Annotated in this window: 16 protein-coding genes and 1 pseudogene; 11 read left to right on the top strand and 6 right to left on the bottom strand. The window is 67.5% G+C overall.

All coding sequences use genetic code 11. The features are described from left to right. Positions 1-119: 119 nt before the first annotated feature. From NJG22_RS20195 to NJG22_RS20185, 3 genes and pseudogenes are all read left to right on the top strand, one after another. Positions 120-335: pseudogene (locus NJG22_RS20195) on the top strand (LysR family transcriptional regulator); the annotation flags it as partial. 42 nt (positions 336-377) lie between these two features. Beyond that, positions 378-1313 carry an AlkA N-terminal domain-containing protein gene (locus NJG22_RS20190; RefSeq protein WP_253097117.1) on the top strand — a complete coding sequence of 312 codons (936 nt, stop codon included), beginning with the start codon at positions 378-380 and terminating at the stop codon, positions 1311-1313. A 175-nt stretch (positions 1314-1488) separates the two neighbouring features. Further along, positions 1489-1749: a DUF1652 domain-containing protein gene (locus NJG22_RS20185; protein WP_217847648.1), complete on the top strand. Its 261-nt coding sequence runs from the start codon at positions 1489-1491 to the stop codon at positions 1747-1749. A gap of 15 nt (positions 1750-1764) precedes the next feature. Here the strand turns inward: NJG22_RS20185 and NJG22_RS20180 are convergent, their stop codons facing one another. The 3 genes from NJG22_RS20180 to NJG22_RS20170 form a co-directional block, all read right to left on the bottom strand. Beyond that, on the bottom strand, positions 1765-2379 hold the full coding sequence (locus NJG22_RS20180) for a Yip1 family protein (protein ID WP_253097115.1): 615 nt from the start codon (positions 2377-2379) through the stop codon (positions 1765-1767). 90 nt (positions 2380-2469) lie between these two features. Beyond that, positions 2470-2757, bottom strand: coding sequence for a hypothetical protein (locus tag NJG22_RS20175; protein WP_253097113.1), 288 nt, complete (start codon positions 2755-2757; stop codon positions 2470-2472). A gap of 89 nt (positions 2758-2846) precedes the next feature. Next, positions 2847-3161, bottom strand: a complete 315-nt coding sequence (locus NJG22_RS20170) for a hypothetical protein (protein WP_253097111.1) — start codon at positions 3159-3161, stop codon at positions 2847-2849. Between the two features lie 159 nt (positions 3162-3320). On the opposite strand from NJG22_RS20170, the gene NJG22_RS20165 reads away from it, so the two are divergent. Genes NJG22_RS20165 through NJG22_RS20155 form a run of 3 tightly spaced genes read left to right on the top strand, consistent with a single transcriptional unit; the run spans position 3321 to position 5445 of the window. After that, the gene (locus NJG22_RS20165) at positions 3321-3968 is read left to right on the top strand and encodes a secretin and TonB N-terminal domain-containing protein (RefSeq protein WP_253097109.1); all 648 of its coding nucleotides are present in this window, start codon (positions 3321-3323) and stop codon (positions 3966-3968) included. After that, a complete protein-coding gene (locus tag NJG22_RS20160) occupies positions 3965-4507 on the top strand; it encodes an RNA polymerase sigma factor (protein WP_217847651.1) in 543 nt (180 codons plus the stop codon). The genes NJG22_RS20165 and NJG22_RS20160 overlap by 4 nt, the downstream gene beginning before the upstream one ends. Positions 4508-4536: 29 nt before the next feature. Then, positions 4537-5445 (top strand): DUF4880 domain-containing protein, encoded by a 909-nt coding sequence (locus NJG22_RS20155; RefSeq protein ID WP_253097107.1) that lies wholly within the window; start codon positions 4537-4539, stop codon positions 5443-5445. Here NJG22_RS20155 and NJG22_RS20150 read toward each other — a convergent pair. Together NJG22_RS20150 and gspH are read right to left on the bottom strand one after the other, a co-directional pair. Then, on the bottom strand, positions 5438-6031 hold the full coding sequence (locus tag NJG22_RS20150) for a prepilin-type N-terminal cleavage/methylation domain-containing protein (RefSeq protein WP_253097105.1): 594 nt from the start codon (positions 6029-6031) through the stop codon (positions 5438-5440). The two genes, NJG22_RS20155 and NJG22_RS20150, sit on opposite strands and share 8 nt — an antisense overlap. Continuing rightward, a complete protein-coding gene (gene gspH, locus NJG22_RS20145; RefSeq protein ID WP_366518815.1) occupies positions 6028-6462 on the bottom strand; it encodes a type II secretion system minor pseudopilin GspH in 435 nt (144 codons plus the stop codon). The genes NJG22_RS20150 and gspH overlap by 4 nt, the downstream gene beginning before the upstream one ends. Before the next feature lie 117 nt (positions 6463-6579). Here gspH and NJG22_RS20140 point away from each other — a divergent pair, with 117 nt between their 5' ends. After that, a complete protein-coding gene (locus NJG22_RS20140) occupies positions 6580-7020 on the top strand; it encodes a general secretion pathway protein GspC (protein ID WP_253097097.1) in 441 nt (146 codons plus the stop codon). Here the strand turns inward: NJG22_RS20140 and NJG22_RS20135 are convergent. Beyond that, positions 6975-7481 (bottom strand): GNAT family N-acetyltransferase, encoded by a 507-nt coding sequence (locus tag NJG22_RS20135; RefSeq protein WP_253097095.1) that lies wholly within the window; start codon positions 7479-7481, stop codon positions 6975-6977. The two genes, NJG22_RS20140 and NJG22_RS20135, sit on opposite strands and share 46 nt — an antisense overlap. A 273-nt stretch (positions 7482-7754) precedes the next feature. Between NJG22_RS20135 and NJG22_RS20130 the strand changes: the two genes are divergently transcribed. The 4 genes from NJG22_RS20130 (at position 7755) to NJG22_RS20115 (ending at position 12020) form a co-directional block, all read left to right on the top strand. Next, positions 7755-8375 (top strand): LysE family translocator, encoded by a 621-nt coding sequence (locus tag NJG22_RS20130; protein ID WP_253097094.1) that lies wholly within the window; start codon positions 7755-7757, stop codon positions 8373-8375. Between the two features lie 19 nt (positions 8376-8394). Beyond that, a complete protein-coding gene (locus NJG22_RS20125; protein WP_253097092.1) occupies positions 8395-9270 on the top strand; it encodes an alpha/beta hydrolase in 876 nt (291 codons plus the stop codon). Positions 9271-9385: 115 nt separating this feature from the next. After that, positions 9386-10522, top strand: a complete 1137-nt coding sequence (locus NJG22_RS20120; protein ID WP_253097090.1) for an HlyD family secretion protein — start codon at positions 9386-9388, stop codon at positions 10520-10522. Continuing rightward, positions 10512-12020 (top strand): MDR family MFS transporter, encoded by a 1509-nt coding sequence (locus NJG22_RS20115; protein WP_253097088.1) that lies wholly within the window; start codon positions 10512-10514, stop codon positions 12018-12020. Before NJG22_RS20120 ends, NJG22_RS20115 begins: the two co-directional genes overlap by 11 nt.

The following is a 12020-nucleotide window of genomic DNA, read 5'->3' as shown; positions in this document are numbered from 1 at the left end:
GTTTAACGCCGGTCAAAAGCGCTGAAAGGCAAACATCCCCTCCATTGGAGGGGGATGTTTTTGTATTGCGCATGTACAGACGGCGAGCAGCGGCATCGTTATCCGGGGGTCGACATTCGGTGCGCGGCATGGTTGGGCAGGGCTTCGGTTTTTCGTTGCTGGTGGCCCTGCCGCACTCTGAATTCAGCTACGACGGACAGCGCTTGGTGACCCTCGATATTTCCGAGCCGGTGGCCTTGTCCGGGCTGGCTGCGGCGCACTTGAAACCCATGCAACTGACCAAGCCCGCGCAGTTGTTCGTCGAGTTCTGCCGGGCGCAACTGGCCAATCTGTAGCGCTGGCTTGTCGGAGGACGGCCAAGCCAGCAAGATGTGACGATGACCCGACCTAGCCGTTTACACGCTGTCAGGCGCAGCCTGCGCCCGGACGGCCAGCATCTGCTCTGGCTGCGTTACCAGCAGCCTTATCACTGGCCCTCGACGCTGGCCTTCCTCGCCGCGCGCTGTATCCCCGGCATCGAGGCCTGCAGCGAGGGGGTGTACCGGCGCAGCTTGGTCTTTGCCGGGTGCCAGGGGCTGTTGCAGGCCAAGCCGGGGGCTTGCCTGCAGGTGCGTTTGAGTGGGGTGGGCGCGGCGCAGGTGCCAGGGCTGATTGCGCGCTTGCGTCGGGTGTTCGACCTGGATGCGCAGCCGGCGCGGATTGCCGCGGCGCTGTCGGTCGACCCGCTGATGGCACGGTTGCTGGGCGCCCGCCCGGGCTTGCGCGTGCCCAAGGGCTGGGAACCCTGCGAACAGGCAATGCGTACCGTGCTCGGGCAGCAGATCAGTGTGGCCGGCGCCATGACCCTGGCTGGGCGGCTGGTGGCGCGCCACGGGCAGCCGCTGCGCGCCGCCGAGCCGTGCCTGAGCCATGTATTTCCCAGTGTGGAAGCACTGGCGGTGGCCGAGTTGACCGGGCTCGGCATGCCCCAGGCGCGGGCGACGACCTTGTCGACCCTGGCCAGGGCCTTGCTCGCCCAGCCCGACCTGCTGCGGCCCGGCCAGGCGCTTGAGCAGGCTATCAAGCGCTTGTGCCTGCTCAAGGGTATCGGCCCGTGGAGCGCGCATTACCTGGCCTTGCGCCAACTGGGCGATAGCGATGCACTGCCCCTGGGGGACGTGGCGCTGGTCAAGGCCCTGCGCTTGCATGAGGGCCCCCAGGCACAACTGGCCGAGCGCGCCCAGGCCTGGCGCCCCTGGCGCGCCTATGCGGCGCAGCACTTGTGGGCCTCGTTGGCTGACTTCAACCCGGCAAGCGGCCGCCAGGACAGGTAAGCGGTCGAATTCGGACCACCTGTCGGACCAGCGACACTGTCGGTCGAACGACCTGCCTGCGACCAGGTTCTTCCACTAAGGTGCAAGAGGATTGCGCTGCTCGTCATTGCCAGGGCGAAGGGACCATCGCCGGGACGTAATCATTCACAACAGGCCAGACAGAGAGGGACGTACCATGTCTTTGATAGGCGTTTCGATGCTTGAAATGCGGCAGATGATCGAACAGGCCTGCCTGCCCGACCGCTGCGAGGTAAGCTGCCCGGATGGCGAAAACCTCACTATCCGCCTCGGCCAGGGCCAGAGCCTGGACGATTGCCTGACGGTCACCGGAGTGCCGGTGGCCAGCCTCAACAGTTGCCGCGACCTGGTTGGCCTGGTGACCCAGCTCAAGGAGCAGCGCCACGGCCAGCCGCAGCCGCTCAAGGCCATAGCCTGAGCGGCGACAGCCCGGTCAGCCGAGGCTGGCCGGGCGCACATATTCAGGCATCAGGCCGTTGAACCAGAACAGGACCATCGACACCAGCAGGGTGACCAGCAGCAACAGCCCCACCCCCCAGACGCAGGTGGCGAACAGCATGGCCTGTTCCTTGCGTAGCCGCAGGAAGGTTTGCAGCCCGCCATACAGCAGCACGCTGGCATACGCCGACGCCGCCAGCAACGCGACCACCGCCACCCAACGCACCGGTACCAGGCCCACCACCCCGGCAAAGAACCAGGGCGTGGCGCAATAGGCGGCAAAGCCGATGCATTGGTTGAGGCTCGGTTGCACATCGAAGCCGCGCGACATCCAGCGGATCATCACCCCCATCAACATCACCCCGACCACGGTCGTGGCATACAGCAGCCCGGCCAACTGCGCCGCGCTGGTCACGCCCAGGCGTACCCGTGCCTCGGTGGCCAGGCTCCAGCCGAAGGTGCTGGTGCCGACGAACAGGCACAGGGCCGGGATCAGTGCCAGCACCAGCAGCCGTGGCAAGTATTGCTGCGGATGGTCCTCCTCGGCCCGGCGGATCTCGATCCAGGCGTCGGCCGGGTGGGTGAAGAGCTTGAGCAATGGACTGTTCATGGCGTTCTCCTCGCAAGGCAGGCACTGTCTTTCTGTTATGGAGACGCGGGTTTGCAGCAGGGTTCAGCCGGGCTTGGCGCCGTTGATCGGCTATTGCAGCTCCAGCAGCAGGTTGAGGCCGCCGTCGCCGCAGCGCACATGATCGCGGACCACGCCGTGGTAGCTGCGGCCCTCCCAGACGAACGCGACACTGTGGGCGCGCTCCACCTTGTCCGGCAGCGGCGGTTCGATATGCAGGCGCAGGGCCGGGCGCCCCTGCAGGTTGAGGGCTGCCACCTGCACCTGGCAGGCGGCGCGCTGCGCCACTGGGCCGAACAAGGTGTCACGGACGAAGTCCAGCTCCAGGCAGGCACAGGGCGCGCGGCAGGACATCTTCATGGCGGGCTCCCGATGAAAGAGGCGATACATCGATCATTGGAAGCCTGGCGCAGGAAGGTGTTCAAATTATTTCAATGCCGTTGGGCGGCTTACGGGCGCTGCGGTACTACCGAAGTGCCAAAGCTGTTGCCCATGCGCGTGGAGGTTGCCGCCGGGGTGGCCAGCCCCATCTGGTTGGGGGCCTTGCGCTGCAACTGGCGCGCTGGATCGAGCTGTTCGCGCAGGCCTTTGGCCGCCTGAGGGGCGCCGCCCTTGAGTTGATCGGTCAGGCAGTCATAGGCCAGCGCACGTGCCTGGCCGACTTGCACGTCAATACAGCCTTGCGCAGGTTTGGGCTGCTCGGCTAACACTGGCCCGACCGCGGTCAGCAGCAAAGCAAGGGTGATGAACGATAACCGGCCCATGGTGCAGCTCCTCGATCGAATCCAGGCAAAAGTCTAGCCCCCGCAGGCCCAGGACGGGGTGAAGCTTTGGTTGCCGTGGGCTGTCACCACAGCGTCATACACAGGCCCCAGGATGACGTCTTCCCGGCGACGGCGGCCAGCAAGGAGGCCCGTTCATCCGTGCGTGCATTGCTCGTGGCCGGTGCGTTGATGCTGGCCTGGTCGCTGGTTGCGACGCCGCTGCGCGGGCAGTCGTTGCTGACCCTGGATATTCCGGCACAAGCCTTGGACCAGGCGCTGGACAGCTTTGCCCGGCAAAGCGGCCTGGCCGTGCTGGTGGACCAGGGCCTGGTGGCCGGGCAACGCTCGAGCCCCGTACGGGGCCGCTATGCCGCGCGCGAAGGATTGCAGCGCCTGTTGCAGGGCTCTGGGCTACAGGCGCGCTACAGCGGCAGCGGTGGTTTTACCGTGCAACCGCTGCGTTTGAACGGGGTTTCACCACGCAAGCGGGAGGGCGGCGGCGTGGCTGGCAGTTACGCCTTGGCGCTGCAGCAGGCAGTCGAACGGGCCCTGTGTGGCTCGACGCTGACCCGCCCGGGTGCTTACCGGGCAGCCCTGCAAGTCTGGATCGACGGACGCGGGCAGTTGCTGCAGAGCCGTTTGCTGGCCTCGACCGGCGACCCTTTGCGCGACGCCGCGCTGATCGAACGCTTGCGTGCGCTACGCCTCGAGGCGGCGCCGCCGACATCCCTGGCGCAGCCGGTAACCCTGCTGCTGCGCCCGGTACCCATGGATTGCCCATTTTCGCAAGGAGCTGCGGCGGCATGAACAAACCCCGGGACAGTGCGCTGGTCAAACTGTTTCTGTCCTCCTATGACGCGTTCAGGGTGCGCCTGAAACGCCGATTGGGTTCGGACGACCTGGCCAACGATGTGCTGCAGGAGACCTACCTGCGGGTCGACCGCCTGGAGGCGGTGGACAACGTACACAAGCCCGGCGCCTACCTGTACCGCATGGCCCTCAACGTTGCCGCCGATCGCCGCGAGGCCGACGCGCGCCTGCTCACCGGCGCCGAAGTGGAGGCCTTGCTGCAGGTTGGCGAGGACCAGGACCCGGCGCGTATCGTCGGCGGCCAGCGCGAGATCCAGAGCCTGATGGGCGCCTTGTACGAGTTGCCGGCACGGCGCCGGCGGATTTTCATTGCCGCACGCCTGGAAGAAGCCTCGCACCTGGAAATCGCCCAGCGCTTCGGCATTTCCACGCGCACGGTGGAAAAGGAACTCAAGGCGGCGCTGGGGCACTGCGCGGCGCGCCTGGATAGAAAAGTGTTTCAGCGCTTCGGTCCAGGCGCGGGAAAACCGTCTTGATCAATAGTCGACCCATTCATGTGAGCACCATGCCCAAGATTGCGCCCGATCCCGACTTGCAGCGCCAGGCCCTGGACTGGCTGGTACGGCTGACTTCCGGCCAGGCCACCGAGGCCGATGCCCAGGCCCTGAGGCACTGGTGCGCGCGCAGCCCGGCGCATGCCGAAGCATTCGTCCACGCCAGGCAGCTGTGGCAACTGCTGGGCCCGGCGGCGCGCCAGGCTCGCCAGGTGGTGCCGCTGCCGGCGCTGAGCCGGCGGGCACTGCTCGGCGGTGCGGTGGCAGCCTCGGCGGCGCTGGTGATGTGGCGTGGCGGCTGGCTGCAAGGCTTTGCGGCGGCGCCAGCGGCCTTTGCCACCGAGGCGGGTGAGCAGCGCCGCATCGAGTGGGCCCCCGGCGTCGAGCTGGAACTGAACGTGCGCACCCAGGTCGGTCGCGAGGCGCACGGGATTGCCCTGTTGAGTGGCGAGATCGAAGTGCAGGCCCGGCGGGCCGTGCAGGTGCGGGCCGGGGAGGGGCTGATCGATGCCGAGCAGGCCCGCTTCAATGTGCGCGAGGATGAGGGTGGCGTCTGCGTCACCTGCCTGAGTGGCGAGTTGCGTATCGTCGCCCAGGGCCAGGCCGAGGTGCTGCCGGCGGGGCGCCAACTGCGCTACGACGCCCAGGGCCTCGGCGCCGCCGGGGCCTTCGATGCCAGCCAGGTCATGGCCTGGCGCGAGCGCATGCTGGTGTTGCGTGACGCCCCGCTGGCCCAGGTCATCGACGAGATCAACCGCTACCGCCCCGGGCGCCTGGTGTTGCTCAATCCGAGCCTGGGCCGACGCCGGGTCCAGGCCCGCTTCAGTTTCGACCAGTTGTCCCAGGCCGCCGAGCTGATCCGCGCCGCTTATGGCGCACGTTGCCTGGAGTTGCCCGGCGGCGTGGTCCTGGTCAGTTGAACGGCCCCAGCACCTGGCGGTAGCGCTCCTCACCCTGCGCGCCGCGCCAGCTCAGGCGCACTTCAAGCCCTGGCGGATCATCCCGCGCCTCGCCGCCTGGCGCCTGCCACCCGCTCTTGGCCTGCCAGGCCCGCAGGCTGAAGGCTGTCACGTTGTCCAGCACCGCCACCGCAGCCTTTGGTGCTGGCAGTGGGTAACGCGCGCGCAGTGGCGCGGCGGCCCGGTACAGGGTGGTGCCGCGCACGAACCAGCGCACCCGTTGCAGGCCGCTGCCGGGCACGGCGCCACTGCGCACCAGCTCCAGGCGTTCGGCGCGCACGCGCACGGCGGGCAGCAGCGGTTTGCCAGGCGCCTCGCGGCCGGGCAGTGGTGGCTCCACCAGCTCGACCGAGGCGCGCAGGGCCAGGTCGCGCTCCAATTGCTGGAATACCCGTAGCAGCGCCTGGCTTTCCTCGCTGGCCTGGCGCACATGACGATCGGCACGGCTGACGCTGTCCAGCCCTCGCCAGGCGATCAGGCTGACCACCGCCATCAGCAGGATGGCGATCATCACTTCGAGCAGGGTGAAGCCTTTTTGGCGGCTCATGGCTGGCTGACCCTGATCGTGCCCGCGGCGCTGCGAGCCAGGTCCATGCGCACGGCGCCACTGCGCAAATGCAGAGTCAGTGGTGTGCCGACCCATTCGCCGTCCAGCCACAACGGGCCGGCAGGTTCGAGCTGCACCTTGACCGTCTCGGCTTGCCAGCGTCGCGGCTTGAGCGGGCCGTCGGCAAGCGCTTGGCCGTCGGCGCGGACGAAGCGGTAGCCGTCACGGTCGCTGTGCCAGCGCAGCGGCTGGCCATCGGCCTGGGCCTCGCTCTGCGCCAACGCCAACAGGCGGGCCAGGCGTTCGGCATCGGCGCGCAGCTGCTTGCCCGGGTCGGGGCGGATGTTCAGGCTGATGGCGGCGCTGGCGATGCCGACGATCACCAGCACCACCATCAGCTCGATCAAGGTGAAACCTCGTTGTCCAGGCACGGCACTGCTCCTTGTCCAGGCCCATCAGCTTGCCCGAGGAAGATGATCGTGATGTGAAACAAAACCGTGAGAATTGCTCGGTATGCTCGGGCACAGGTCTAAAAGGAGTGCGTGACCATGCCGATTGCCCGTCTCAAGCTGTCCCCCGGTCTGCTGATGCAAGGACTGGGCGTGTTGGTTGCCACCGCTGGCTTGGTGACTTGGGCTGCGCTGCTGCTGCCGTCAGCGCCGTCGGTCGCCTCGGCTGAGCCGGTGACGGCGGCGACGTTGACCCAGACCCCGGCGGCGCGCTGGTTCGCCGATATCCCGCTGCACCTGCAGATCAGCGTCAGCGGGGTGATGGCCGGCAGCCAGGGCGCGGTGGCCATCGTCAGCCTCGACGGTGGCCCGGCCCGCGCGGTACGCAGTGGCGAGGAACTGGCGCGTGGCGTGCGCCTGGTCGCCATCGAGCGCAGCGGGTTGGTGGTTGAGCAAGCTGGCCAGCGCAGCCGGGTCGAGGTGCCGGTGCTGGCTCAGGCATCGTTCTGGGGCGAGGCGCCTGGGCCTTCGGCGAACTGACGCAGGCGCTCGCCGTCCAGGCGGTAGCGGATCCACTCGTCCTGCGGCTCGGCGCCCAGGGACTGATAGAAACCGATGGCCGGCTCGTTCCAGTCCAGCACGCTCCACTCCAGGCGCCCGCAATGATTGGCCAGCGCTTCCCTGGCGATATGCCGCAGCAACTGGCGACCGGCGCCGTCGCCGCGTTGCTGGGGGGTGACGTAGAGGTCTTCGAGGTAGATGCCGTTGCGCCCCAGCCAGGTGGAGTAGCTGTAGAAATACACGGCGAAACCGATCGCCTGGCCGTCACGTTCGCAGATCAGGCTGTGCACGGTGCTACCGGTGTCGAACAGGCTGTGCTCGATATCGGCGAGGGTTGCCACCACTTCGTGGCGGGCGCGCTCGTACTCGGCCAGTTCGGTGATGAAGGCAAGGATCTGTGCGGCGTCGGCGCGCGCGGCGCGGCGGATGGTCAGGCTCATGGCGGGGCTTCCTTGTGCAAGGCTCTGGGGCGACAGGCAGTGTCATGCATTTGGCCGGTGCCGCGCCAGTGCTTGTTCAGGCCCGGGGGCGCCAGCCTTGCTGGCGAATCAGGCTGGCATCGGCTGCGCTGGTGTTCGCCGGCAAGCCGGCGCCTACGGCGATCGCGACCATATCAATAATGTGTATCTGCACAATTTTTATAAACTGTACCGGTCGTGATTCGCGCGGCTCCGTTAGTGTGGCAACACAACAACCCTCCGGAATACGCCGCCATGCTTGCCTCGCTCGATCTGCTCAGCGCCTTCGTGCTGTTCGCCTTCGTTTCATCCATCACCCCAGGTCCCAACAACACCATGCTGCTGGCCTCGGGGGTGAATTTCGGCGTGCGCCGCTCGATCCCGCATGCGCTGGGGATCAGCGTCGGCTTCATGGTCATGGTGCTGGCGGTGGGGCTGGGGCTGGGCGAGGTGTTCAAGCTGTGGCCGGCGCTGTACACCGTGTTGCGTTATGCGGGCGCGGCCTACTTGCTATACCTGGCCTGGAAGATCGCCACCTCCGGGCCGCTGTCGGGCGACGCCAAGGGCACTCGCAAGCCGCTGGGGTTCTGGGGCGCGGCGGCGTTCCAGTGGGTCAACCCCAAGGCCTGGGTGATGGCCGTGGGGGCGATCACCACCTATACGCCGGCCCAGGGCTATGTGTTCAACGTCGTCGTCATCGCGGTGGTCTTCGCCTTGGTCAACCTGCCCAGTGTCGGGGTTTGGGTGATGTTTGGCAGCGCCTTGCGCAACCTGTTGCGCCATCCACGCGCGGTGGTGCTGTTCAATGTCGTGATGGCCGTGTTGCTGGTGATTTCGCTCTATCCACTGCTGTTTGTAGAATCGACGTTTTCCTGAATGTCGGTGAGTGCTGTAGATGGAGTTGATTCCCTGGTCCCATGACTGCGCCGAAGGCTTCACCCTGCGTGGCTGGCGCACCCCGGCCAGCGGCCGGCCACTGTTGCACTTCGTGCATGGCAACGGTTTCTGCAGCCTGGTCTACGAGCCGCTGCTGCTGCGCCTGGGGGCGCATTTCGACCTGTGGCTGAGCGATGTCCAGGGGCATGGCGACAGCGACCATGGTGGCCCGTTCCGCGGCTGGAACCGCACGGCGGCCTTGGCGCTGGAGGCGTTCCAGGCCGGGCGTGGCGAGTACGGCGAGGTGCCGTGCCTGGCGCTCGGGCACAGTTTCGGTGGGGTGCTGACCGGGTTGATGCTGGCTGCCGAGCCGGGCCTGTTCCAGCGCGCGGTGTTGCTCGACCCAGTGCTGTTCAGCCGGCGCATGCTCGGGGTGATGGGCGCGGCCGCGCTGGTTGGCCTGCATCGGCGCCATGCCTTGGCGCGCAAGGCCGCGACCCGGCGCAGCCACTGGCCCGATCGTGAAGCGGCGCGCGCTTCGCTGCAAGGGCGGGGGATCTTCAAGGGCTGGAGCGATGCCGCGCTGCAGGCTTATGTGGCCCATGCCATCGGCGATTGCGGCGAGGCGGTGGTGCTCAAGTGCCGGCCCAGCCGCGAGGTGGAAATCTTCAGTTCGTATCCCGAGCGGATGTGGCGGCAACTGACGAGCATCCAGACGCCGACGCGGATTCTCCATGGCGAACACACCTATCCGTTCGTGCCGCATTCGGCGCAGCGTCTGGCCGCGCTCAACCACCAGGTAAGCGCTCGGCAGGTGGCAGGCGGGCATTGCTTCATGCAAGAGGACCCGGTCGCGGCGGCCGAGCAGATCCTGGCGTTTCTGCTGGACCCTTGATGCGCTGCGCCGGAACGGGTTGATGTCCATTTCGCGACGATCAGCGCCCTGATCGCGCGCGAACGACAGGCGCAGATTCCGTACCCTGAGGCTCCCCCATCGGACGGAGCCCAGCATGAACCAGGCGGTCAGCCCAGATCCCCAGCACACCCTCGAGCAATCCCGTGCCCAGCGCCGCCAGCGCTTGCTGCGCTTGAGCCTGGCCAGCGGCTTGGGGCTGCTACTGGCGGCCTATGGCGGTCACTGGTGGCTCGAGGGGCGATTCCTCGAACAAACCGACGACGCCTATGTGCGGGCCGATTGGGCGCCTGTCAGCGCGCGGGTCAGTGGCTACGTCGCCGAGGTAGCGGTGGCCGACAACGCCACGGTCAAGGCGGGCGATTTGCTGGTGCGCCTGGATGAGCGCGATTTTCGCGATCGCCTGCGCAAGGCCGAGGCACGCCTGGCGGTCAGCGAGGCAGCCTTGCAGGTGCAGGCCATGCGCCTGCGCGCGTTTGCCGCCGAGCAGCACGAGCAGGCCCAGGCCATCGCTCGCGCTGCCGCCGAACGTGGCGGCAGCCGTGGCGAGGCGCAGCGTGCCGAAGCCGACTGGCAACGTTACCAGCGTCTGGCGCAATGGCAGGCGGCAAGCGTACAGCGCATGGAGCAGGCAAGGGCCACGCGGATCCAGGCCCAGGCCCTGCAGCGCGCCGCCGATGCCGAACTGGCCCGCCAGCAGGCGCGCCAGGCGGTATTGGCCGAGCAAGGCAAGCAGTTGCAGGCCGAGTTGCTGCAACGCCAGGCCGACCTCGACCAGGCCCATGCCGAAGCCGACCTGGCCCGCAGCGCCCTGGCCGATACCGCGATCCGCGCGCCGTTCGATGGCGTGGTTGGCCAGCGCAAGGTGCGCCAGCAACAGTACGTTACCCCGGGTCTGCCCTTGCTGGCGGTGGTGCCGGTGCGCCAGGCGTATGTGGTGGCCAACTTCAAGGAAACCCAGTTGGCGCACATGCGCCCCGGGCAACCGGTGACCCTCGAGGTGGACACCTTCGGCCGCCACTGGCATGGCACCGTGGACAGCCTCTCGCCAGGCTCGGGTGCGGTGTTCGCGCTGCTGCCGCCGGACAACGCCACCGGCAACTTCACCAAGATCGTCCAGCGCTTCCCGGTGCGCATCCAACTCGACCCTGAGGGCGACGACGCCTGGCGGCTGCTGCCCGGCATGTCGGTGATCGCCACCGTGGACACCCGGCAGGCTGGCAATGAGCGCTGAACAGAAGGTTTCCACCCGCGCCTGGGTGGCGGTGATCGGCGGGCTGTTCGGCTGTTTCATGGCCGGCATGAACGTGCATGTCACCAGCGCTGCGTTGCCGGAGATCGAAGGCGCGCTGGGCGCCAGCTTCGAGGAAGGTTCGTGGATCTCCACCGCCTACCTGGTGGCCGAGATCAGCATGATCCCGCTGACCGCCTGGCTGGTGCAGGTGTTCTCCCTGCGCCGGGTGATGCTGGTGGGCTCGTCGCTGTTCCTGGCCAGCTCGGTGAGTTGCGCCCTGGCGCCGAGTCTGGAGGCGATGATCAGCTTGCGGGTGATCCAGGGCGCGTCCGGGGCAGTGCTGATCCCGCTGTCGATGCAACTGATCATCACCGAGCTGCCGGCCAGCCGCATCGCCTTGGGCATGGCGCTGTTCAGCCTGTCCAACAGCGTGGCCCAGGCCGCCGGGCCGTCGATCGGCGGCTGGCTCACCGACCTGTACTCCTGGCGCTGGATCTTCCTGCTGCAGCTGCCGCCGGGCCTGGCCTTGCTGGCGGCGGTGGCCTGGTCGATCAAGGGCCAGGCCGGCGATCGCAGCGCCCTGCGCCAGGCCGACTGGCTGGGGATCGCGGCCATGGCCCTGGGCCTGGGGGCGCTGCAGGTGGTGCTGGAGGAGGGCGGGCGCAAGGACTGGTTCGACTCGCGCTTCATCACAGGTTTCAGCATCGTCGCGCTCATCGCCCTGGCGCTGTTCATCCAGCGTCAGTTGTGGGGGGCTCGGCCCTTCATCAACCTGCGCCTGCTGGCCAGTTACAACTTCGGCGTGGCCAGCCTGGCCATGGCGGTGTTCGGCGCGGCGACCTTTGGCCTGGTGTTCCTGGTGCCCAACTACCTGTCGCTGGTGCAGGGCTACAGCGCCAGCGAGATCGGCAAGAGCCTGATCGCCTATGGCCTGGTGCAGTTGCTGCTGGCGCCGTTGCTGCCGCGCCTGATGCGCTGGCTCAACGCCAAGCTGCTGGTGGCCAGTGGCTTTGCCATCATGGCCCTGGGCTGCTGGCTGGGGTCGCAGTTGACGGTGGATGCCGGCAGCAACGTGATCATTCCTTCGACCGTGGTGCGCGGCATCGGCCAGCCGTTGATCATGGTGGCGCTGTCGGTGCTGGCGGTGAAGGGCCTGGACAAGGCCCAGGCCGGCTCGGCCTCGGCGCTGATTTCGATGTTGCGCAACCTGGGCGGGGCGCTGGGCACGGCGTTGCTGACGCAACTGGTGTCACAGCGCGAGCGGTTTCACTCGGTGCGGGTGGGCGAGGGCCTGACCCTGTTCGACGGCGCCCTGCAGCAGCGCTTGCCGGGAGGCCTGCTCGAGCCACAGTCGCCCGAGGTCATGCAGACCCTGGCGCTGATCGACCAGAGCGTGCGCGAGCAGGCCTACCTGATGGCCTATTCAGATGCCTTCTACCTGTCGTGCGTGGCCCTGCTTGGCTGCGCCGCGGCGTCGCTGTTGCTGCGTAGCCGTTGA

The sequence above is a fragment of the Pseudomonas sp. VA159-2 genome (assembly GCF_024126635.1).
Classification (GTDB): Bacteria; Pseudomonadota; Gammaproteobacteria; order Pseudomonadales; family Pseudomonadaceae; genus Aquipseudomonas; species Aquipseudomonas muyukensis.
This window is presented reverse-complemented; position numbering and strand designations above follow the sequence as displayed.

Excerpts from the sequence above, each read along its gene's own strand:
- NJG22_RS20160 (WP_217847651.1), top strand. The coding sequence starts at position 3,965 with ATGAACAAACCCCGGGACAGTGCGCTGGTCAAACTGTTTCTGTCCTCC.
- NJG22_RS20175 (WP_253097113.1), bottom strand. The coding sequence starts at position 2,757 with ATGAAGATGTCCTGCCGCGCGCCCTGTGCCTGCCTGGAGCTGGACTTC.
- NJG22_RS20170 (WP_253097111.1), bottom strand. The coding sequence starts at position 3,161 with ATGGGCCGGTTATCGTTCATCACCCTTGCTTTGCTGCTGACCGCGGTC.
- NJG22_RS20180 (WP_253097115.1), bottom strand. The coding sequence starts at position 2,379 with ATGAACAGTCCATTGCTCAAGCTCTTCACCCACCCGGCCGACGCCTGG.
- NJG22_RS20130 (WP_253097094.1), top strand. The coding sequence starts at position 7,755 with ATGCTTGCCTCGCTCGATCTGCTCAGCGCCTTCGTGCTGTTCGCCTTC.
- NJG22_RS20190 (WP_253097117.1), top strand. The coding sequence starts at position 378 with ATGACCCGACCTAGCCGTTTACACGCTGTCAGGCGCAGCCTGCGCCCG.
- NJG22_RS20115 (WP_253097088.1), top strand. The coding sequence starts at position 10,512 with ATGAGCGCTGAACAGAAGGTTTCCACCCGCGCCTGGGTGGCGGTGATC.
- NJG22_RS20135 (WP_253097095.1), bottom strand. The coding sequence starts at position 7,481 with ATGAGCCTGACCATCCGCCGCGCCGCGCGCGCCGACGCCGCACAGATC.
- NJG22_RS20120 (WP_253097090.1), top strand. The coding sequence starts at position 9,386 with ATGAACCAGGCGGTCAGCCCAGATCCCCAGCACACCCTCGAGCAATCC.
- NJG22_RS20150 (WP_253097105.1), bottom strand. The coding sequence starts at position 6,031 with ATGAGCCGCCAAAAAGGCTTCACCCTGCTCGAAGTGATGATCGCCATC.
- NJG22_RS20155 (WP_253097107.1), top strand. The coding sequence starts at position 4,537 with ATGCCCAAGATTGCGCCCGATCCCGACTTGCAGCGCCAGGCCCTGGAC.
- NJG22_RS20125 (WP_253097092.1), top strand. The coding sequence starts at position 8,395 with ATGGAGTTGATTCCCTGGTCCCATGACTGCGCCGAAGGCTTCACCCTG.
- NJG22_RS20185 (WP_217847648.1), top strand. The coding sequence starts at position 1,489 with ATGTCTTTGATAGGCGTTTCGATGCTTGAAATGCGGCAGATGATCGAA.
- NJG22_RS20140 (WP_253097097.1), top strand. The coding sequence starts at position 6,580 with ATGCCGATTGCCCGTCTCAAGCTGTCCCCCGGTCTGCTGATGCAAGGA.